The organism is Niastella vici, from assembly GCF_002077945.1.
Classification (GTDB): Bacteria; Bacteroidota; Bacteroidia; order Chitinophagales; family Chitinophagaceae; genus Niastella; species Niastella vici.
This window is the reverse complement of the sequence record NZ_LVYD01000042.1, coordinates 241525-263898: the sequence shown is the minus strand read 5'-3', so window position 1 is coordinate 263898 and position 22374 is coordinate 241525. Positions and strand designations below refer to the sequence as shown.

At 43.5% G+C, this 22374-nt stretch carries 18 protein-coding genes; 13 read left to right on the top strand and 5 right to left on the bottom strand.

Features of this window, described 5'->3' with window-relative positions; genetic code table 11:
- Nucleotides 1-12 precede the first annotated feature (12 nt).
- From A3860_RS12355 to A3860_RS12345, 3 genes are all read left to right on the top strand, one after another.
- On the top strand, nt 13-1176 hold the full coding sequence (locus A3860_RS12355) for a glycosyltransferase (protein WP_081147009.1): 1164 nt from the start codon (nt 13-15) through the stop codon (nt 1174-1176).
- A gap of 74 nt (nt 1177-1250) precedes the next feature.
- The gene (locus tag A3860_RS12350; RefSeq protein ID WP_245843530.1) at nt 1251-2423 is read left to right on the top strand and encodes a hypothetical protein; all 1173 of its coding nucleotides are present in this window, start codon (nt 1251-1253) and stop codon (nt 2421-2423) included.
- A gap of 203 nt (nt 2424-2626) precedes the next feature.
- Nucleotides 2627-3655, top strand: coding sequence for a polysaccharide deacetylase family protein (locus A3860_RS12345; RefSeq protein WP_081147007.1), 1029 nt, complete (start codon nt 2627-2629; stop codon nt 3653-3655).
- Nucleotides 3656-3808: 153 nt separating this feature from the next.
- Here A3860_RS12345 and A3860_RS12340 read toward each other — a convergent pair whose 3' ends face one another.
- Nucleotides 3809-4807: a GNAT family N-acetyltransferase gene (locus A3860_RS12340; protein WP_158085217.1), complete on the bottom strand. Its 999-nt coding sequence runs from the start codon at nt 4805-4807 to the stop codon at nt 3809-3811.
- A 159-nt stretch (nt 4808-4966) separates the two neighbouring features.
- On the opposite strand from A3860_RS12340, the gene A3860_RS12335 reads away from it, so the two are divergent.
- The 10 genes from A3860_RS12335 (at nt 4967) to A3860_RS12285 (ending at nt 20290) form a co-directional block, all read left to right on the top strand.
- Complete coding sequence (locus tag A3860_RS12335; RefSeq protein ID WP_081147005.1) at nt 4967-6142, top strand: glycosyltransferase family 4 protein; 1176 nt, start codon at nt 4967-4969, stop codon at nt 6140-6142.
- The gene (locus A3860_RS12330) at nt 6126-6734 is read left to right on the top strand and encodes a sugar transferase (protein WP_081147004.1); all 609 of its coding nucleotides are present in this window, start codon (nt 6126-6128) and stop codon (nt 6732-6734) included. The genes A3860_RS12335 and A3860_RS12330 overlap by 17 nt, the downstream gene beginning before the upstream one ends.
- A gap of 104 nt (nt 6735-6838) precedes the next feature.
- A complete protein-coding gene (locus A3860_RS12325) occupies nt 6839-8209 on the top strand; it encodes a DegT/DnrJ/EryC1/StrS family aminotransferase (protein WP_081147003.1) in 1371 nt (456 codons plus the stop codon).
- A 213-nt stretch (nt 8210-8422) separates the two neighbouring features.
- A complete protein-coding gene (locus A3860_RS12320) occupies nt 8423-9049 on the top strand; it encodes an acetyltransferase (RefSeq protein ID WP_081147002.1) in 627 nt (208 codons plus the stop codon).
- Nucleotides 9050-9149: 100 nt separating this feature from the next.
- A complete protein-coding gene (locus A3860_RS12315; RefSeq protein ID WP_081147001.1) occupies nt 9150-10289 on the top strand; it encodes a DegT/DnrJ/EryC1/StrS family aminotransferase in 1140 nt (379 codons plus the stop codon).
- Between the two features lie 35 nt (nt 10290-10324).
- On the top strand, nt 10325-11362 hold the full coding sequence (locus tag A3860_RS12310; protein WP_081147000.1) for a glycosyltransferase: 1038 nt from the start codon (nt 10325-10327) through the stop codon (nt 11360-11362).
- A gap of 598 nt (nt 11363-11960) precedes the next feature.
- The gene (locus tag A3860_RS12300) at nt 11961-13946 is read left to right on the top strand and encodes a polysaccharide biosynthesis protein (RefSeq protein WP_143774064.1); all 1986 of its coding nucleotides are present in this window, start codon (nt 11961-11963) and stop codon (nt 13944-13946) included.
- A 266-nt stretch (nt 13947-14212) separates the two neighbouring features.
- Complete coding sequence (locus A3860_RS12295) at nt 14213-15043, top strand: polysaccharide deacetylase family protein (protein ID WP_081146997.1); 831 nt, start codon at nt 14213-14215, stop codon at nt 15041-15043.
- Nucleotides 15044-15080: 37 nt separating this feature from the next.
- Entirely contained in the window at nt 15081-15902 is an 822-nt protein-coding gene (locus A3860_RS12290) for a polysaccharide deacetylase family protein (RefSeq protein ID WP_081146996.1), read from the top strand.
- A gap of 620 nt (nt 15903-16522) precedes the next feature.
- Nucleotides 16523-20290, top strand: coding sequence for a PKD domain-containing protein (locus A3860_RS12285; protein ID WP_081146995.1), 3768 nt, complete (start codon nt 16523-16525; stop codon nt 20288-20290).
- Nucleotides 20291-20447: 157 nt separating this feature from the next.
- On the opposite strand, the gene A3860_RS12280 is transcribed toward A3860_RS12285, so the two are convergent.
- From A3860_RS12280 to A3860_RS12265, 4 genes are all read right to left on the bottom strand, one after another.
- A complete protein-coding gene (locus A3860_RS12280) occupies nt 20448-20660 on the bottom strand; it encodes a YtxH domain-containing protein (protein ID WP_081146994.1) in 213 nt (70 codons plus the stop codon).
- A gap of 104 nt (nt 20661-20764) precedes the next feature.
- On the bottom strand, nt 20765-20980 hold the full coding sequence (locus tag A3860_RS12275) for a hypothetical protein (RefSeq protein ID WP_081146993.1): 216 nt from the start codon (nt 20978-20980) through the stop codon (nt 20765-20767).
- A 26-nt stretch (nt 20981-21006) separates the two neighbouring features.
- Nucleotides 21007-21087, bottom strand: a complete 81-nt coding sequence (locus A3860_RS41855) for a hypothetical protein (protein ID WP_245843534.1) — start codon at nt 21085-21087, stop codon at nt 21007-21009.
- Between the two features lie 181 nt (nt 21088-21268).
- On the bottom strand, nt 21269-21733 hold the full coding sequence (locus A3860_RS12265) for a hypothetical protein (RefSeq protein ID WP_081146992.1): 465 nt from the start codon (nt 21731-21733) through the stop codon (nt 21269-21271).
- Nucleotides 21734-22374 lie beyond the last annotated feature (641 nt).

Below are 22374 nucleotides of genomic sequence, written 5' to 3'. Positions count from 1 at the left end.
GTAACTACTTAAATGGATACCTTGAATAAAACATATATCCGTCAAATCTGGCAGGGAAAAGAACCCATACCGGTTTTACATATCATTAAATCACTGGGCCGTGGTGGTGCAGAGATGTTATTGCCCGAAACATTACGTCAGCACGATAAACAAAAGTTCCAGTTTCATTATATCTATTTTCTTCCATGGAAGGATCAAATGGTATCGGCCATTGAACAGGAAGGGGGAAAAGTAGTTTGCATCGAGGCTAAGAACAATGCATCTATTTTATTCGCTGTACGCCGGATTGTAGCGTATGTGCGCAAGCATAATATTCAACTCATTCATTGCCATTTGCCCTGGGCTGGCATGGCTGGCCGGCTGGTAGGCAGGCTTACCGGCGTACCGGTTGTTTATACTGAGCATAATAAATGGGAGCGTTACCACAAGCTTACCTATCACCTGAACAAGCTCAGTTTTTCGAGCCAGCAAAAAGTGATAGCCGTTTCTGAAGAAGTAGCCAATTCTATTAAAATAAACTACCGAAAGGCTAAACCGCCCGTGCAGGTGGTTGCCAATGGAGCCGATACCGGCAAATACGCCCGTACGCAAACTGCTGATAATGAAATTAGAAAGCAGTTGAATATTCCCGAAACAGCCACGGTGATCGGTATTACCTGCGTTTTCAGGGTTCAAAAGCGCCTCGGCACCTGGCTCGAAATTGCCAAAGCACTACATGAGAAACATCCGGATACTTTTTTTATTATTGTGGGTGATGGTCCGTTGCGCGAAGAGATCCATGCAAAAGCAAAGGCCCTGGGAACTGATAAATATTTGTTTTTTGCAGGCCTGCAAGCCGAAACCCGGCCCTATTTTACAGCAATGGATCTGTTTATGATGAGTTCTGAATTTGAAGGATTGCCCATTGCACTGCTTGAAGCTATGAGTATGAATTGTGTACCTGCCTGTACTGCTGCAGGCGGTATACCTGAAGTAATAAAAGATGGCGAAAATGGTGTGCTGGTGCCGGTTGAACAACCCATGCAACTGGTAGAACGCATCTCGCAATTGATACAGCAGCCCGGTGAGGTTGCCAACCTGAAAAAGGCAGCCCGCGAAACAGTTATCAGTTCGTTCAGCATGAAAAAAATGGTGACTGAACTGGAAGATATCTATAACGATTTGATCAATAAATAAAAATCAGGATAGTGATAGGTGGAATACTTTTAGTGGTCCTGCTTTATGTAGCAACGATACCGATGCTGCAAATAATGAAACGGCGTATGCCCTGGTTTCAGGTTGGCATGATGAAAAACCTGTACTGGTTCCATACACTGTTTACGGTCATATACTATATATTTCAGCTGTTTTCCCGGTCCGACTCGCAGGACTATTTCCTGCGGCCGCAACAGAATTATGCCACCTGGTTCAGTGCCTATGATACGGGAACGCCCTTCATTGATTTTGTAGGTTACCCATTCATCAATTACCTCGGCTTTACTTTCGAAATGATGTTTGCGCTGTTTGCCTGGCTGGGCTACTGGGGATTCGTTTTCTTTTATGTTTACTTTAAAGAGAATACAAGATACTCGCATAAGTTCTGGGGCATGGACCTCATTGGTCTTTTGATCTTTTTGCCCAATATGCACTTCTGGACGGTATCGTTGGGTAAAGGATCGATCATCTTCTGGGGACTTGGCATGGTGATGTATGCCCTCAGCCAGTTGAAGACGCGGAAGATACATTTACTACTGGGGTTGCTGGTCATTTATCACGTACGGCCACACGTGTTTTTATTTATGGCAGTTGGTATTGTGGTGGGTTTGTTCACCGGGCGGCAAAAGGTACCAGTATGGCAAAAGCTGTTGGTGTTTGGCGCCAGCGTGGGCGCAATGGCCCTGTTGTACGATAAGATCATGGCGTTTTCAAAAATAGACGGTGATAACGTACTACAAAGTTTTAACCAGTTTTCGGCAGTGCGGTCATACGAGTTGGCAAAAAACGCCGGATCGGGTATCGATATCTCCAACTATCCCCTGGTGCTGAAATTGTTCACGTTCTGGTTCCGGCCATTGTTCGTTGATTCTCCAGGCGCCATGGGGCTCGTAGTTTCTTTTGAAAATTTGTTAACGCTGTCTTTAACAGCCCAACTGTTCCAGAAGGGATTTTTAAAGTTCCTGCGAAAGGGCTCGGCGCTGTTGAAAACAAGTGCAGTTGCATTTTTGGCAACTTCCTTCGCTTTGTCGAACACCATGTCGAACATGGGTATCATCATCAGGCAAAAAAGTATGATCATGTACTTTTTGTTTTTCGTGATTGTAATGTTTATAGATTATAAAAAGCATTTACAGGTAATGAAACGGCAACGGATGATGCAGGCGCGGGAAGAAACCCCACCGCCGCCCATAAAGGAAGTCAAACTGGTTATCGCTGGAAAGGCGTGAGACGGCAAATGTGAAACGTGAATCGGAAATCGGCAACCGGCAATGATTTTTTGCAGCGCCATATCGTTTAGTAATCTCAAAACCCGCGAGCACTTCACCATTGACCATTCACCATTGACGCTGATAACTAAAAACCAAGAACTCTAAATTTTAAACTCTATTCTCTCCGCCAGTTGGCGGACTGGGGGGTAAAACTAAATTATATGCAAGGGATCTTCACCATTTCACTGGATTTTGAATTACACTGGGGCGTATTGGATAAGAGAGACCGGCAGGCACGTGAAGCCTGTTATAAAAATACTTTACGCGCAGTTCCGCAAATGCTGGAATTGTTTGCTAAATACGATGTACATGTAACCTGGGCTACAGTGGGCAGTCTGTTTGCCGACAACGAGCAGGAGTGGAAAACGTTGCTTCCTGCTGTTGAGCCCAACTTTGCCGAAGAAAAACATTCAGCCTATATATGGGCGCAGAAGAATGGCCTGCAGTCGCAGTACAGATGGGCACATTTTGCGCCGGAAGAAGTGGCCATGATCATGAAGTACCCGGGGCAGGAACTGGCTTCGCATACTTTCAGCCATTATTATTGTCTGGAACAGCAAAGCGAGAAAATGGCTTTTGATGCCGATCTGAAAGCGGCCGTTAAAGCAGCCAAAAAGTTCAATGCGCCTATGCGTTCACTGGTATTTCCGCGCAATCAGATCAACCCCCAATGCATAAAGACCTGTTACGAAAATGGCATCCTGGCTGTTCGTACTAATCCTTCAGGCTGGTACTGGAAACCTGTTGCTGATGGTGGCGCTACCTGGTTGCGCAGGGCATTCCGTACCGCTGATGCGTATATACAGGTAGGTGGTGTAAGAACTTCTTACCCGTTAAGTGATATTAAAGTTATACCCGGCGAGCCGCTGCGGTTACCTGCCAGCCGGTTCTTACGGCCCTGGAGCCCCCAGTCGGAGTTGGCCAATAAAATGCGATTACGCAGATCGTGCCAGGAAATTCGTATTGCTGCAAAGCGTAATGAGGTTTACCATTTATGGTGGCACCCTGAAAATTTTGGCGATTATCCCGAACAGAATTTACAGAGTCTTGAAGTGGTGTTACAACAGTATAAAAAATGTAAGGAAATGTATGGGATGACGAGTTGGAACATGGGTGAGTATGTGGACCATTTCCTCGGTAAACAAACTGAAAGCCGGGAAGTGCGAAAAGCGGAAAAGATCTCACAATAGTTCCTTTACAGATCAGATTATTTTAAACCACATAGCCACATAGGGACATGGCAGTCAAAAGTTCTTTAATGGATCCTTTATGAAAGCTGTGTTTCTATGTGCCTATGTGGTACACTATACGATCAGGGTTCCTTTAAAGTAAAATTCAGGCGATTAAAATAATTCCATATCGCCCAAAGAATAGCCCCAGTTTTTAATGTCCAGTAATTTGGGAAATTGCTCATTCATATTAAGATCTCTGAGAGTAACTATGGGACCACGGTTTTGAACAGGTATGATACCCATAAAACCAAGAGCTGATCGATGTGATTGATACTGCTGACCCGAGAATGAAATGACCTTTATTTGATTTTGTTTGCAGTAGGGAAGAACTGCCTTACTTATCTGGGAGTTGATGCGCCTGTTCGTTGAGGCGTTGTTGAAAAGCATACAATCGACCAGGCGCAGCTCTCTGGTAAACGAATGTGATTTTATGCGGCCAATGAGCAGAAAGTTCTCAAAGTCGGTAAAGTAATTATAGTTGAATAAAGGATTATCGGCATAGCGCCACCGGATATACGCAGCCGACAATTCGGTATTTACCAATTCACTGTTGCTTTTGTAATTGTCCATCAAAGAAAATACTTTCGGGTCCCACAATTGGGTGGGCGTTGGGTCTTCGGTTCCCGAACTGGCCGGGCCTTTTTTGAATGCCAGTGCATATGCCAGCCCAATAGGATTGAGCACTTTTAGTTTTAATGGCATGCGGCCCTGTTGCACCCAGCCCATTTTTAAATATCCGGGCCGGCTTTGATCATTGGGAGTATTAAACACAAAATGTATGCCTTGTTGCTTGCATAGTTCCAGCTGCTTCAGGGTAAGCTTTTTAAAAATGCCTTTTCCCTGATGATCGGGATGGGTGGCGGTATCAACGGCGCGAATGGCTTTGTAAACGGTGTTATTCCACTTCCATTGCCATTGCATGAATGCCCTTAACCCTATCAGGGCGCCGTTTTCTTCTGCCAGCAATACAAATGAAGCACCAAAGGGATTTTGCTCGTGTTTCCAGGTCCATAATGCTTCTGATTTGGGTATCAATCCCTCGCCCAGTGATTTTTTCAACAACTCGATCATCGCGGGTTTGTCCTGGGAAGTAGCTGGTCGTATTTGCATGGTCATTATATTATAAGTGATTGAAACTATGTAAATGTATTACCGTTTGTGATGCCAATAAAATACAATTTTTTTTCATCACTGCAATATTGCTGTTATTAAATAATAAGCATTCTTAATAACGTATCCGAATAGCCCGGTTGCTACAAATTGTATAACATGAAATCATCTCATAAACTGGTGCGCATAACTACCGTGCCTGTGTCGTTAAGCGTGTTGCTTAAAGACCAGCTCCGGTATATGTCTGACCATTTTGAAGTGCTCGCGGTCTCATCACCTGATAAAATGCTTGAACAGGTTGGTATACGGGAAGGGGTACGAACGGCACCAATTGCCATGACGCGTGCCATTACCCCGGCTAAAGATCTGAAAGCACTATGGCAGTTGTACCGGTTCCTGAAAAAAGAAAAGCCCACCATTGTTCATACGCATACGCCAAAAGCCGGGTTACTGGGCATGATGGCAAGCCGCATGGCCGGTGTGCCCATTCGCATGCATACTGTTGCCGGTATGCCGTTGATGGAGAATACCGGTTTAAAAAGAAAACTGCTCGATTTTATTGAACGCCTTACATATAGTTGCGCTACGGGCATTTATCCAAACTCGAAAGACCTGGGAAGGTTCATTTTGCAGAACAGGTTCTGTAAAGAGAAGAAAATGAAGGTGCTGGGGAATGGAAGCAGTAACGGCATCAATACCCGTTTTTTTCAACCTGGTGAAGATTTGAATAAAGCGGCCTGTGAATGGAAAAAGAAGTTGGGATTAACCGAAAAGGATTTCGTGTTCGTATTTGTGGGCCGGCTGGTAAAAGACAAAGGCATTGAAGAGCTGGTAGAGGCCTTTGGCCAGTTGAAGGAAAAATACCCGCACGTTAAATTATTGCTGGTTGGCCCGTATGAGCCGGAGCGCGATCCGCTGGCACCGGCTACCAGAAAAGTTATAGAAGAAGATAAGTCGATTTTACATGCCGGGTTTCAACAGGACATCAGGCCGTTTTTAATGATCAGCCAGGCATTGGCTTTCCCTTCGTACCGCGAAGGATTTCCGAATGTGCCCATGCAGGCCGGTTGCTTTAATCTGCCTTCTGTAGTAACCGATATCAATGGCTGTAATGAGATCGTTGAAGATGGAAAGAACGGGCTCATCATTCCGGTAAAGAATGTACCCGAACTGTATAGGGCCATGGAGCGGCTCTTGACCGATCCGGCTTTATATCTAACTTTGCAGTCGAATGCACGGCAGATGATCGTTGACCGGTATGAACAAAAATACCTTTGGGAATTGTTATTAAAAGAATATCACGACCAGTTAAGAACTCATGCAATTATATCGTAATTTTTTAAAAAGAGTGATTGACCTGATAGTAAGCCTGATTGCCTTCTGTTTACTATTACCCTTTTTTATAGTTATTACCGCATTGCTTTTTATTGCGAACCAGGGAAGCCCTTTTTTCGTTCAGGCCCGTCCGGGTAAAAATGAACGCATCTTCAGGCTGGTTAAGTTCAAGACCATGAACGATAAAAAGGATGCAGCCGGGAATTTGTTACCTGATGGGGACCGCCTCACCGGAATTGGAAAATTTATCAGAAGAACTTCACTTGATGAAATTCCTCAATTGATCAATGTCATTAAAGGCGAAATGAGTTTGATAGGTCCAAGACCTTTGTTGGTAGAATATTTACCTTTATATAACGACACCCAAAAGCGGCGGCATCATGTACGGCCAGGGATAACCGGGTGGGCGCAGGTGAACGGCCGCAATGCCATTGGATGGAAAGAAAAGTTTGAGCTGGATGTTTGGTATGTTGATCATGTAAGTTTTTCTCTTGACTGTAAGATCGTTTTGTTGACTTTAATGAAGGTGGTAAAAAGTGAAGGCGTTAGCCAGCAGGGGCATGCAACCATGCCAAAGTTTGATGGCAGATAAGGTTCATTAAAGTTGTTGTAGTAATCGTTTCATACCCTTAAATAATCATGTCTCTAATTGCTCTGATTATATAGTTTGAACTTTTAAAACACCTTAAGAACCGTATGATTCGTTTTTCTCCACCTTACATTGATGATGACATCATCAGGGAGGTAACTTCTATCCTGCAAAGCGGCTGGCTAACCACAGGTCCTGCTACAAAACAGCTTGAAAAGGAAATGGCCACTTTTTGCAATATCGACCATGCGCTTGCTGTAAACTCCGCTACTTCAGGTATGATATTGATGTTGCACTGGTATGGCATTAAAAAAGGCGATGAGGTTATTGTTCCTGCCTATACCTACTGCGCCACTGCACTCGCAGTAATGCATGTAGGCGCCAAACCGGTTATGGTTGATATAGGCAATGATTTCAATATCGATTGCCAGAAGATCAAAGAAGCCATTACCGAAAATACAAAAGCAATTGTTGCTGTTGATTTCGCCGGCTGGCCTTGCGATTATGATAGCATAAACAGCATCGTAAACGACCCGGCCATAAAAGAGAAATTTCAACCTGCAACCAATGAGCAACAGCAGTTGGGAAGGATCCTGATCATGGATGATGCTGCTCATGCATTGGGGGCAACCTATAAAAATAAACCTATAGGCTCCTGTGCCGATATTACCGTTTTCTCGTTGCATGCAGTAAAGAACATAACTTCTGCCGAAGGCGGTGTTATATTGCTGAACCTGCCTGCGCCATTCAATAATGAAGAAGTGTATAATACGCTTCGAATATGGAGCCTGAATGGGCAAACAAAAGATGCCTTTACAAAAACAAAGGCGGGGGCCTGGCAGTATGATGTTATTTATCCGGGCTTCAAAATGAACATGCCCGATGTGCTGGCCGCCGTAGCGTTGGCGCAGTTCAAAAAATATGAGAACCTGTTGCTGATAGAGCGGAAACGGGTATTCGATTTTTATAACAATGTATTTTCAAAATACGATTGGGCTATTTGCCCGCCGTACCAGCAAACAGGCTGTTCTTCCTCGTACCATCTGTATCCATTACGAATTAAAGATATTGCCGAAGAAGAGCGGAACAAGATCATCGAAAGCATTGCCGGCAGGTCGGTAGCGGTGAATGTGCACTTTACACCATTGCCCATGCTCACCGTTTTTAAACAAGCGGGCTACGATATTAAGAACTATCCCAACGCGTATAATTCATATAGTAACGAGATCTCACTACCCATTTACCCGCAATTGACCAACGATCAATGCAAAACGGTCACTGAAGCGGTTATTGAATCGGTAAAGGAATTCAGGCCGGTAAAAATGCTGCTTTGTACCATTTTGTTCCCGGTTTTGATACTGATGGGAAGTTTCGATAGTGCGGTAGATAACGAAGAAACTGATAACGAAGAAACATACTCCTTTGCAGAAGGCTTTGTGAAACGGAAAACCGGACGTTTTTACAAATTGACGGGTTAAACCCCGTCTTTCGCATATTACTATTATATAAACCTATTCTTTATTGTAATTAATACATTTCAGACAGGGGCGTTTGCACAATTTTAATATGAACTTTAAGTAGAAGCATTTATTTTTGTGCGAATTGTCCATAATCCTGCTTTATTAGCTTGCCTGTTTTGTATTGATACATTAGTACTGCTAATATCCTTTTTTTGAAGGCCCAGTTTATTTATGTCGCATATCAACCGAATTTTTTTGTATGGGGCCAGTGGCCATGCGAAAGTGATCTGTGAAATACTGGAATCCCAACACCGCATTCCCTATGGGTTAATTGATGATAATCCGCTTGTAACATCCCTGCTGGACTATCCTGTTTATAATACATTACAACAGGCGGCCCTAACGGCGGATGACCGGTTTATTATTTCAATTGGAAATAATCGCATTCGTAAAGCAATAGCCGCAAAATTGAGTGAGGTAACATTTACCAGTGCCATTCATTCAGCTGCCATCATTTCTGTTCGCAGTGTTGTTGGTGAAGGAACAGTGGTGATGTCGAATGTTTCTGTGAACGTTCACAGCAATATCGGCAGGCATGTTATCTTAAATACGAATTGTTCCATTGATCATGATTGTGTGGTGGAAGATTTTGTACATATTTCGCCCAACGCCGCTTTAGCAGGAAACGTACAGGTGGGGGAGGGAACGCAAATTGGTATTGGGGCATGCGTTATGCAGAATATCAGGATCGGTAAATGGGCAACAATAGGCGCAGGAGCGGTGATCATACGGGATGTACCTGATTATGCGGTGGTGGTTGGAAATCCTGGAAGAGTAATAAAAATGAACCAGTTCTGAAAATTTTAGAAAAATAGTTGCCGGTAATTATAAGGCAATCTGGCCGGCAGCACTTGTTTTATCTGCAAAAGCGTTTTACTTTTAATTTAAGTTGTAATTCATGAAAGAGAAAATCTGGTTGTCGTCCCCGCATATGGGAGAAAAAGAAATAGTTTATGTTCAGGAAGCATTTGCGTCGAACTGGATTGCTCCTCTTGGTCCGAATGTGAATGGTTTCGAACATGATCTCGAAGCTTATTTAGGAAATAATGTGCATGTGGCTGCCCTGAGCTCGGGAACAGCGGCATTGCATATGGCATTGATAATTCTTGGCGTAAAAGCAGGCGATGAAGTTATTTGTCAGTCCATGACATTTGCAGCATCGGCTAACCCTATAGTTTATCAGGGAGCTACCCCTGTATTTGTTGACAGTGAGGAAAGCACCTGGAATATGTCGCCCGAATTCATGGAGCTGGCTATAAAGGACCGCATCCAGAAAGGGAAAAAGCCCAAAGCTATTATTGTAGTTCATTTATATGGAATGCCGGCGCGCATAGATGAAATTATGGCCATTGCCCATAAGTATGAAATTCCTGTTGTGGAAGATGCGGCCGAGGCATTGGGTTCTACCTTTAACGGTAAACCCGTTGGAACCTTTGGCGATATTGGTATTTTATCATTCAATGGGAATAAGATCATTACCACTTCAGGTGGCGGAGCGCTTATTTCAAAGAATCCTGAATTTGTTCACAAGGCCCGTTTTTTAGGTTCACAGGCGCTTGACCCTGCTCCCCATTATCAGCATTCGCAGATAGGTTATAATTACCGCATGAGTAATGTTTGTGCTGGTATTGGTCGTGGACAAATGGAAGTATTGCCATTACGTGTTCAGCAACGCCGCAACAATTATCAATTTTATAAAAAGGCATTTGCCGGTATCGAAGGCATTGAATTCCTGGAAGAACCGGGCAAAGGCTATTTTTCGAATCACTGGTTAACGGCTATTCTCGTTAAGGTTCCCAATTTTACCCGGGAAGACCTGCGTTTATGTTTAACTGGCAATAATATTGATTGCCGCCCGCTTTGGAAGCCCATGCATCTGCAATCAGTATTTGCCGATGCGCCTTATTATGGATCAGATATCAGTGAACGGCTTTTTGAGATTGGGTTATGCCTGCCATCGGGTTCTAACCTTACTGAAGCCGATCTGGAAAGAATAACTACCACTGTGTGCGATTGTGTTGGGGTGCCCGTTTCATAAAGCTGATCTTACATTCAATTTTAAAGCTGTAAAACATGGAAAAGAAGATATTAATGTGCCCTTTGTTCGATCCCTGGTATTATGAATTTTATATAAAAGGGTTGCATGATTTCTATAAAGATTATACCATTGAATTTTCATTCGAAGACAGATTCCTCCGGTTCAATGAATTTGTGAACGGACCGTACAGGAAGGAATTTTTCTATTACGAAATATGGGATAATGGCAACGTGTCGAAAATATGCATCGCCGCTAATGATAAATGTGACGTAAACGATACGGTTTATGAGTGGGTTGATGTGTATGCAAAGGTGAATGTAGATGAAGCCACCCTGCAAAAGTACCCGAAGGTGCTTCCTGTGGGCCCTAATTTTGGGATCAACTATTTCAGCCTTCCGGCCTATCTTAAATTATCCTGGAAGTTGTACCGGAAAGCCGGAATAAAAAATCCTTACTTCAGGGTGTATACACATCAGTCAATGAAAAGATGTTCATTTGATGTGTATGCCAACAGAAAGGCTTCCAGGGACAACTACCTGTTTTATTTGAACTATCCCTGGAAAAAACATACTACGGTAACAAACCTGAGGAAGGAAATAATTACCATCCTGAAAGGTCTTGATAGCGAGAAAGTGATCTCTTTTGAAGGCGGGTTTTCAAGACGGCGGTTAGGGCCATTTGAAGGGTTGGAAAATTATTCGGCCAGCAAACTGTATAACCACAAATCCTATCTTGAGCATTTGAAGTTATCTACAGTAGTGATAAATACGCCCGCCGTGCACGATTGCCTGGGATGGAAGCTGGGCGAATATTTTGCGCTTGGGAAAGCCATTGTTACTACCCCTATTAACAGGATACTGCCCGGTAATTTCATGGCCGGTACCCATTACCTTGAAATAAAAGATATTCATAGCGAATTAAAAGATGCCATTTCCTGGCTGGTTTCCCATAAAGAACAGCGAATGGAATTAGAGCAAAATGCGCTGGCTTATTTTGAAAAGTATTTGACGCCCGGCAAGGTTATTTCGGCCATTCATGCAACTGCTTCCAAAAAAGCATTGGTAGAGGCGTAGTTTTACCTATTCCTTTACAGAATGCAGTACCCGATTAGGGATTAATTCCCGGTCCGGGTTTAAAAATCTACCGGTTAGTGGTATATGGCAATTGGGGATTATTGGTTATGCGAATGTTATTAAGGTATTACACTTAAAAAATGATGCGAAAAATTTATTAAAAATCAAATTTCTTGTGTACCTTTCCCCCTGATTTCAGCCCCCTCTATAATCCTATGAATATCCAGCCTGATAAGCTGATTGTAGCAAATCCTTTCTGATATGTAACCGCGAACCAGGCACTGATTTAGCCTTGCTATATCCAATCGATAATCCTTTGAAATGTCTCCATTTTTCAAATCCATCTTTTGTCCTTTCCATATTTAGTCTCCAGTATCAATATCCTCATGTAAAAGCGTTTATATGTTGTTGTTGTGGTAATCCTTTGAACTTCCTGCTATTTACAATCCATTTTTCTGTGTATTAGGTAACCTTGTATCCATATTTCCTGCGCAATATCCATCGGCGTAATCAATAATTGATTATCGCATGGCAATTCCATTGTTTCCTGAAAATCCGCGTTCAGAACAACCAACATTGTAAACATATTGCTAATAGCATGAAGAAGTTTCTATCATTTTCAAGGCCTGTACCCAGGTGGGTTATCTTGCTTATCGATCTGGTCATAACCGTATTCTCCTTTACGTTGTCTTATTTCATCGTAAAGCAGTTTCAGTTTTCTGCAATTCTGCGCGGCCACTTTTTTGTATATACCACTTTATATTCTTTGATCTCGCTGCCGGTATTTTATTGCATGCGCATTCATACGGGCATGCTCCGCTTTTCGAATGTTTATGACATGATGCGGATCTCCCTGGCGGTATTGATCACCGGTGTTTTATTTCCCCTCGCAGTGGTATTTGTAGTGAACCGCGAATATCATATCAATAGCCTTAACATCCCCGGCGTATTGCTGATAAACTTTTTCATCAGCTGTACCCTGCATATGATGCTGCGCTCAATGGTGCGCGCGTTTTACTATTATGTAAAACATAATGCTATTGTTTTAAAAGAAAATGTATTGATCTATGGCAGTGATAGTGAAGCTATGTGTGTAAAGCAAGCCATTGAATCGAGCATTACCAACAAATTTGTAATTGCCGGTTTTGTTGAAACTGATATCAATAAGGCCAATGTTACCATTCAGCAAAAAAGGGTTTACCATATCAGGGAGCTGCCTTTACTTAAAACAAAGAAGAAAATAGATAAGCTGATCCTGATGAACGAACAGCTCGACAGCCGCGATAAAAAAGTGGTGATCGAAAAATGTTTGCAGTTCGGCATCAAGGTGCTTACGGTGCCGCCTTCTGATCAATGGACCTATGGCAAACTCAGCCTGAAGCAGATCCAGGAACTGCGTATTGAAGACCTGTTGCAACGGGAGCCTATTATCATTAATAATGAAAAGATCTCGAGCGAGCTTACCGGAAAACGCATTTTAATTACCGGTGCTGCCGGTTCAATTGGTTCCGAAATTGTACGCCAGGCATTGTCATTCGATCCTGAAATGGTGGTGCTGTGCGATCAGGCTGAATCACCTTTGCATGAGATGCAGCTTGAAATGGAGGAAAAATTCCCCGGCGCCAATATAAAGATCTTTATAGGTAACATTCGCGACCGTAACCGGATGCAGATACCTTTCCGCGAATACCGCCCGCATTTTGTTTTCCATGCTGCAGCTTACAAGCATGTGCCCATGATGGAACGCCATCCGTCTGAAGCCATTCTTACCAATGTAATGGGAACCAAGATCATCGCCGACCTGTCAGTTCTATACAACGTACATAAGTTTGTGATGATCTCAACCGATAAGGCCGTTAACCCCACCAATGTGATGGGTACTTCAAAACGGATCGCTGAAATGTATGTACAGTCGTTGAGCAGTGTGGCCGATAACCTCGTCGATCAAACCATTATGGGCCTTATCAACGGTGATAGCAAAGCCGGGGTGAATGCAAATGGAAGGACCAAATTCATCACTACCCGTTTTGGTAACGTGCTGGGTTCAAATGGTTCTGTGATCCCCAGGTTCCGCCAGCAGATCCAGAATGGTGGCCCGGTTACCGTAACACACCCTGAGATCACCCGCTATTTTATGACCATCCCCGAAGCGGTGCAACTGGTTATGGAAGCGGCGATCATGGGCAAAGGCGCCGAAATCTTTGTGTTCGATATGGGCAAACCGGTTAAGATCGTTGACCTGGCTTTAAAAATGATCAGGCTGGCCGGTTTAACACCCGATGAAGATATCAAGATCGTGTATTCCGGATTACGCCCGGGCGAGAAGTTGTATGAAGAGTTACTGAACGAACAGGAAAAAACACTTCCAACCCATCACGAAAAGATCAAGATCGCCAAAATAATACCCTGCTCGCATAAAGTGGTAAGAGAAATCGAAGAGCTGATAAGCATGAGCCGCCTCGAAGACAATTACGGCATTGTTAAGAAGATGAAAGAGCTCGTTCCTGAATTCAAAAGCAAGAACTCTCAATACGAGAAACTCGATTTACAACTTAATAAGGCCTATACAGCGGCCGCCGATTGAAACAACCACCAACGACAGGCAGCAACTATAGTATATTTGATGGGACCCGCTTGACAATGTATTATGTTAGTTGTTGCCTGTTTTATTTTTTTACCCCTGAACTTGCTATTTACCATATAAATTTCTTTCTTGCACCCGCACTGACTGATGAACTCCACTGGCCACATTATCTGAAGAAAACCTGAATAGCATCATATTTCCTGAAGACCCCGGTATACGGGGTGTGCTAATTATAAATAATTAACAATTAATCAAATGTCCCAGCCATGGTATATATAATAATACCAGTTGCATTCCTGGTAATATGCTTCATTCTGATGTACTTATATGCAGGACCCTTTTTAAAAGGGATGCCCGTGCTGGTTTATCACCGGTTCAGCAGTACAAAAAAGCCTGATTATTACACAGTTGCTACTTCCCAAATGCGCGAGCAATTGGAATACATCACTAAAAATGGATACACTACCATTTGGCTAAGTGACATGATCGATTACGTTGAAAACGGAAAACCTTTGCCGCCAAAACCGTTGATCATCGCATTGGAAGATGGTTTCAGGGATAATTATACCGAGCTGTATCCTTTATTAAAGGAGTTCAATTGCAAGGCGGTCATGTTCATTGTGGCCGGTTTTGTTCAAACGCCCGACAACCTGGGGCCCCGCGCCGAAGGGGAGTTTATGCTGGTAGAAGAGGTAAAGGATATGTGCAAAGAGCATGTTCAATGTGCCCTGCATTCAATGTACCACAAAAACTACCACGACCTTACTTTGGCCGAGATCGATGAAGATACACGGGCATCGAAACAAAGGCTCGATGACCTTGGAATATCATACCAGCCGGTATTTGCCTATCCATGGGCCTATCATTTTAAGGATGACCTGGTAAAACAGGCTGAAGTGTTCGGTATTTTTAAAAAGCATGGTGTTAGATATGCCTTTAAAGTGGGCGATAGGCTGAACCGCCTGCCTTTAAATCTGTCAAAAAGGTTCCTGCTTAACCGCTTACACATAAATGGCAACTATTCTATGTGGCAATTTAAAATGTCATTGATGGGATTTATAAGGATCACTCAACGGCTTAAAAAGATCCTGAAATAGGGAAGGGCAGCGTACTCAAAAGCTAAAGGAATAAAAGATGATCTATCTGTTAATCGGAATTATCGGGTTGCTTGCGCTTGTATTGATCTTTAAAATGGGCGCTGCGTTTAATGGCTTGCCGGTTTTAAATTATCATAAGATCAGTGCTGCTGAGGCCGATTTCCTTACAGTAAGTACCACACAGTTGCGCCAGCATTTTGAATACCTGAACAAAAATGGCTATACCACACTATTTATTAGTGAGGTGCTGGAGCATGTGGAGCAAAAAAAGCCCTTGCCAGCCAAACCGGTAATGATCACGCTCGATGATGGGTACCGCGATAATTATACCTGCCTGTATCCACTCCTGAAAGAATATAATATCAAGGCGAATATTTTCCTGGTGGCGGGTTTTATTCAGTCGCCAGACAATAACCATGTTTCTCCAAACCCCATGGGTGAATTCATGTCGGCAACCGAAGCCATTACAATGAGCAAAGACATGGTTCAGTTTGGGCTGCACACCTATACGCATCAAAGCTATTCAAAATTGAGCCTGCCCGAGATTGAAGCAGATCTCAAAAAAACAAGAGCCCGGTTGCAGGAACTGAACATCCCGGTTCAGCCCTGCCATGCTTATACTTTTGGCGCCTACAACCAAAAGGACGATCAAAAGCGCCAGGCCATGTTTGAGCTGCTTGCACAAAATGATGTAAGGCTCGCATTCAGGGTAAGTAACTGGGTCGATAAATTACCGGTGAAAAATAAATTCTTTATCAGCCGTATTCACGTGAGCGGACTGTTTCCCTTCTGGAAATTCAAAGTAGCCTTGTGGGGTTTCATTAAAATATTCAACCGGTTCGAAGCAATGCTGAAATAGGGCCGCCGCTGCAAACGGTTGCGAAGTATCCATAAAATATTTTTTGCGGCGATGCCGGTGAGGCGTTCAGTGAATTGTTGCGCTTACAATTAATCGCCACAAACGTTTGTTAGACATTTCTTCTTATAATAGTATATATACAAGCCAGTTTCATTAAGAATAATTCTTATGAAACTGGCTTTTTTGTTTTATTCCCTTCTCAACACATATTCTTTTTTCATACAAATTCCCTTTTTTTCACTTTTCTTATTCTGCTGCTAGCCAGCTGTTTTCCACATTTGGCTAAGAACAAATACTTACGTCAAAATAGTAATAACTCCATAACGAAATAGTACCTTTCTTCCGTAGATATACGAAACATTATTGCTTTTTGAAATCTAGAATTTTTTCTCACACTTTTTTTATGATCGTGCTGTTTATAGTAAAGACTAACACGGAAGCAGGTTCTATAAGAGAAAGAAGTTTGAAAAGGATGAAAAGTGAATTACATATTTCGATTCAGTAAAATGTGTTTGACTTTAGTCTATTTTTTTATGAATCTTTTATCGAACATGTTTTCAGGCACCATAATTGTTAGAAAACCGTGAAACTACTCTTTTAGAAAAACGTAAAATATCCCTATGATGAACACTAATACTCGAAGGAAATTCCTCCGGGATGCGTCGTTGACTGCAACCGGTATGTGTATCGCATCCCAATTGGGAGCAAAAAAGCAAGAAATCCGTGCCGAAGTGATTAAGTGCGCCCCCAGACAGACTTTTGCACTCGTAGGTACAATCTCCACTATTCAATCAGGTAAATGGTCTGATCCCGCCACATGGGGAGGTAAATTACCTGGACCCTCCGACATTCCGCTCATTTCATCTGGACATACAGTTACATACGATTTTACAACAGCGAGCTATGCTGGTGTAAGTGTTAGCAGCGGCGCCACCTTACAGTTCGACAGTAGCAAAAGCACTACACTGCAATCTTCAGGCAACGTTGTGGTTGAAGGAACTTTACAAATGACTCCCTCTTCGGCCAGTGTTATTCAATTATTACAATTCATTAATGTCGACATGACCAAATTTATTGGTGGTGGCATGGATGTTTTGTCAACAGACGTTGGCTTGTGGGTAATGGGATCAGGTGCGCTTAATTTAGTGGGTGCTACCAAAACTTCGTTTACCCGCGCTGCCGGCAGCATTGCATCGGGCACTACTTCTGTTTCATTAAGCAGTACGCCATCGGGCTGGCAGGCAGGTGATAACATCACCATTGCACCTACCCAGTCAACAAGTGTTGGTGACGCTTATCTTACCGGATTTGAAGACCGTACCATCAATAGCATTTCAGGATCGTCAATTTCATTGAACGCCGCAACTGTTCGTGTACATCCGCAGATCAATAATGTTTGGTCGCCCGAAGTTGTAAACCTTACGCGTAACGTACGTATTGAGGGAACAGCCAATGGCCGCATACATATTTTCATTCGCTCCTCAGTTCCCCAAACTGTTAAATATGTGCAGATCCGCTATGCAGGTCCCCGAATCCCGAGCGGCACTGCCTCCGAATTTGTATTGGGAAGATATGGTTTACACTTTCACCACTGCGATGATGGCAGTATAGGATCAATGGTTGAAGGATGTGTAATTCGCGATTGCGATAGCCATTCTTATGTACCGCATAGTTCAAATGGTGTTACCATGAAAGGTAATGTAGCATACAATGTTACCGAAATTGCCTTCTGGTGGGATGTACTGGACCCTGCCCATAGCATTACATTTGATGGCAACTTTGTAGGCATGACCAAATACTTACCAGGGTCAACCAATTCTTTAACTGTTAGCGCCTTCCTGCTGGGTGTTGGTGATGACAACACCTGTATCAATAATGTGGTAGTAGGCAATCCCGGCGATTTTCGTATAGGCGGCGCCTATTTGTGGGATGAAGGAACAGTTGAAAGTCCCTGGACGTTTAACAATAATATGGCCCACAACTGCTCAGGCGGTTTGGTGTCGTGGCAGAACAACGAACAACACCACGTAATTGAAGACTTTGTAGTATATAATTGCGAAGCAGGGATCTTTGGCGGTGCTTATGTGAATTCATACTGCTATCGCAGAGGACAGTTGTACAACGCCCCCGTTCTGATAAGGGCCGCTTCTTTAAGCAGTCAACGCGCGAAATATGAAAACCTCATCATAGATGCTGCCGGTCTTGATTATGCAGTAATAATGGATGAAGGTCCATTAGACGGACCATTCCCCGTATTCATGAGGAATTGCACTATTACCGGTTTTAAAAAAGCAGGTATTATTAACCAGTCGCCCTCCGGTGCCAAAAGACTGGATGTTATTGGATGCACAATAGCTGGTACTGCCGGTGGTACGTTGGTTGCACCTTCAAGCCCGGTTGATTGCTACCTGAGCTCAGATGCGGGTCCTAATGAGAATTTCAGGGTGCAGCCGGCAAGCGGCCAGCCCTGGTTGCTCACCCACTCAGGTAAAACAAATGTAGCCGCGTTTGCCTCCACTGTATGGGGCGACGGAAGTGGATTGAAAGGGGAATATTATAACGATGACAAGCTTTCGAACAAAATATTTGAAAGGGTCGATTGTAATATCTGTTTCCAGGATTGGATGCGCCTGGGTGTACACCATAAAATTTCCGGAAATGTTTATTCAATGCGTTGGACCGGTCAGGTAATGGCCCAGTTTTCTGAAGCCTATACCTTTAGGTTAAACGCAGGTGGCGGCCATCGCCTTTGGGTGAATGGTAATCTGGTCATCGATGGCTGGCAGGAAGATTATCCAAACTCATATTCTTCTTCGCCCATTTCAATGGTGGCCGGACAGAAATACGATATCAAGCTGGAATATTTTAACAATGATGATCGCAGTGTGCTGGAAATGTACTGGTCGAGCCCCAGCACCATTGAGGAGTATGTTCCCATGAGCCAGCTGTTTGCTTCAACAGTAAGCCAGCCACCAGCCAATCAGGCGCCTGTAGCCAATGCCGGTACTGATATAACTATTACGCTGCCTACAAACTCTGTTACGCTCGATGGTTCAGCCTCTAAAGATGCTGATGGCACCATTGCCACCTGGGCGTGGACAAAAATTGCTGGTCCTTCACAGTTCAGCATCACCAGCGCTGGTGTAGCCAATACAACCGTTACAGGTTTGGCAGTTGGTGTGTATGTGTTCAGGTTAACAGTGACTGATGATAAAGGTGCTACTGGTACTGATGATGTTACTGTAACAGTGCTTGCAGCCAACCTGGCACCTGTTGCCAACGCAGGGTCTGATATTAACATTACCCTGCCTACCAACAGCACAACCCTGAATGGTGGTTCTTCCAGCGATCCTGATGGAACTATTGTGAAGTACGCCTGGTCAAAAGTAAGCGGTCCTTCAACGTTTACAATTGCCAGTGCAAGCCAGATAACTACTGCATTGACTGGTTTGATTGCCGGTACATATGTTTTCAGATTGACAGTAACCGACGATAAAGGCGCTACTGCTACTGATGATGTAAATGTGATCGTAAATAATGTCAACACACCGGCTAATCAACCACCGGTTGCCATGGCGGGAACAGATGTTGTGATCACCCTGCCCACCAGTAGCGTTACATTGAATGGTTCCTCTTCTTACGATCCTGATGGTACTATTTCAAAATACGCCTGGTCAAAAGTGAGCGGACCCACACAATTCCTGATCGGTAGCTCTGGCTCTGCAATCACTACAGTTAGTAACCTTGCTGTTGGAACTTATGTGTTCCGTTTAACAGTAACCGATAATTATGGCGCAACCGCCAGTGATGATATTAATGTTATCGTAAATGATACGGCATCACCTGGTAACCAGGCTCCAATAGCCAATGCCGGCAACGACATCACCTTGCAGCTTCCTACGGCGGGCATAACCCTCGACGGATCGGCTTCTTATGATGTTGACGGCAAGATCGTTTCGTACAAATGGGTGAAAGTAAGCGGTCCTACCACCTTTACTTTATTAACACCGCTGGCTTCTACAACGGTGCTCAATAATCTGGTGGCCGGTACTTACGTATTCAAGCTCACTGTAACCGACGACCTGGGTGCAACCGCTACTGATACCGTAACTATAACTGCGCTTGAACTGAAGGCGCCGACCCTGGGAATTTTAACTGTAATTCCTTCTCCCAACCCAACAACCACTTGTTTCAAACTAAAGGTAACCAGTTCCAATACTGATCCGGTTTACATTTACATTTACGACGCTACAGGCGGGTTTATGAAGATGTATGAGGTTTCTAACAATTCAACTTTAACATTAGGGTTGAACTGGCCAAAGGGATATTATACAGCATTCTGTTTACAGGGATCTCAAAAAGTAACTCTTAAGCTGCTGAAGAATTAATGAGTATTTCGAGTTTAAATAAAAAAGGCTTCCCGCTGTATTGGGAAGCCTTTTCTTTTAGCGTACAAATTGTTATTGTTTTAGCAGGCATATGGGCAAAAAAAGAGCAGGCCTGAGGCCTGCCCGGATATGGTTTCGGAGCTTAAACCGGAATATTTTAAATTTCGGTTTGCATCCGTGAAGAGGCTTTTTCGGCAGTTTTTTTACCATTTTGCCACATGTCATTTAGTTTATCGCTCCATTTTCCAGCCTGATCTTTAATGTTCTTTCTAAGATCACTTCCTTTTTCCGGTGCTAATAACATTCCAACCGCAGCGCCAACTGCAGCTGCGCCTACCAGGCCCAGGATAACTTTAGTTGTTGTAGTCATGATTATAAATTTTAGAATAAGTAATAGATGTTTTAGTGAATTTAATTGTATCAAATCCTGTTCCGGGGGGACTGAGCATTAAAATCCCCATTGAGGGAATACCCTTAGGGCGCCGTTTTTCGCGATGCCAGTAATACCACCACCCCAATGACAGCTACGGCAATGCCGCCGTACAGTGGCCAGGCCACTGTTTTCTGTTCTTTTTTATTTAGTTCAATGGGGCCCAGGTCGGCCACTTTTTTTTCGGTGGTAAAGTTTATTTCCCTGACTATTATCATGGCAATGCCTATGACAATCAATATAATGCCGAGTGTTTTCATTGTTGTTGTTTTAAGTGTTAATGATCTCACCGCCATTGGGGGTGAAGAACCTGTTCGTTCATATAGGAAGCTTCATCAGAAGCCAGGAATACATAACAGCCTGCAATTTCAACCGGTTGCCCGGCGCGGCCTAACGGCGTGTTGGAACCGAACCCGGCAATACTCCCTTCTCGACCACGACCTTTACATTAAAGGTACCCAGTTTCAGATGGTGAAAACGGAAAGGAGGTGGGTATAATAAGGGGTGTCCACACCGCTCTGGGAGCCACGGCATTCACCCATGTTGTATTAATACATTGTTTTACCCTGTTCGGTTTTTTGGTCCTTCTTCACTGCGGTGGAACCAATTACAGCCGCAAGCGCCCCTAATACCGCATTAACCCCAATGGTGTTCGATAGGATGGTGAATAGTACATCGCCCCGGCCGCTTTGCGGCGGGTTGCTGGCATCGTTTAAACCGGTGACCATGGAATTGATCAATAATACTATTCCACAAAACAGCGAAGCCAATAAAATACCGTAGATGGTGATCTTGATCCCCATCATGGTCGATGACCGTAAACTGGCGGTGTCATGTACCCGGTGATAACCTCTGAATACCCCCATCAATACCACTGCACAGAATAAAAGGTTACCGATGTATAACCACCAGGCGTTTTCATAACGGCGGCTCAATAAATAAACAACAATGCTTGCCGTATTGAGTATGGCCGCCCATAAAGAATACTTCCAGTAGAATGCTTTCAGCGTCATATTCCTTTTTATGTAAGAGCTAAAAATTCGTGCCTGCACCCCTTCAGGGGGGTGTAGAGATTAATCTACAGCATTGCGAGTGAGCACATTAGCGAACGGGTGGTTTCAACGTGAGCAAAACATACGGCGTAGTGGAGAATGATTTAAATGAAAAGGGCGGGTGAAAACTTTGTAGTGACAATAAAATAATAAAGGAGGAGATCTATGGCCGATCCCCTCCTTTATAGGTTTAATAATTCATATGAATTCTGCTTCATAAACCCATGGCATTTACATGGGAGGACAAGGTATAGAGGATAAGGCAGCTTTTGAGAGTCTAGTACCAGGTGTTACATCGATAAGAAGCAAAGAGCGTTATCCGGAATTTCTCTTTACCATGCTTTATCAACGCTGTCGCCTGGGATTGCTAAGGACAAGGTTAATTGAAGCTAAGAGCGTCAGGGAATAAAAGAGTAGAAAGAGATTTATGGAAAGCGCTCAATACCGCTGTTATTCACTTTCTGCTCTTAGCTTTCAGGACAAGGTTAACAGTAATGGCTAAGAACATTAAAAGAAAGGATAAAGAACCGTGATGATCACTTCGTCCTTTACTTTTTTTGTACTCAGTTTTGTTGGACAAGGTTAATGGTGACACCAGAAAT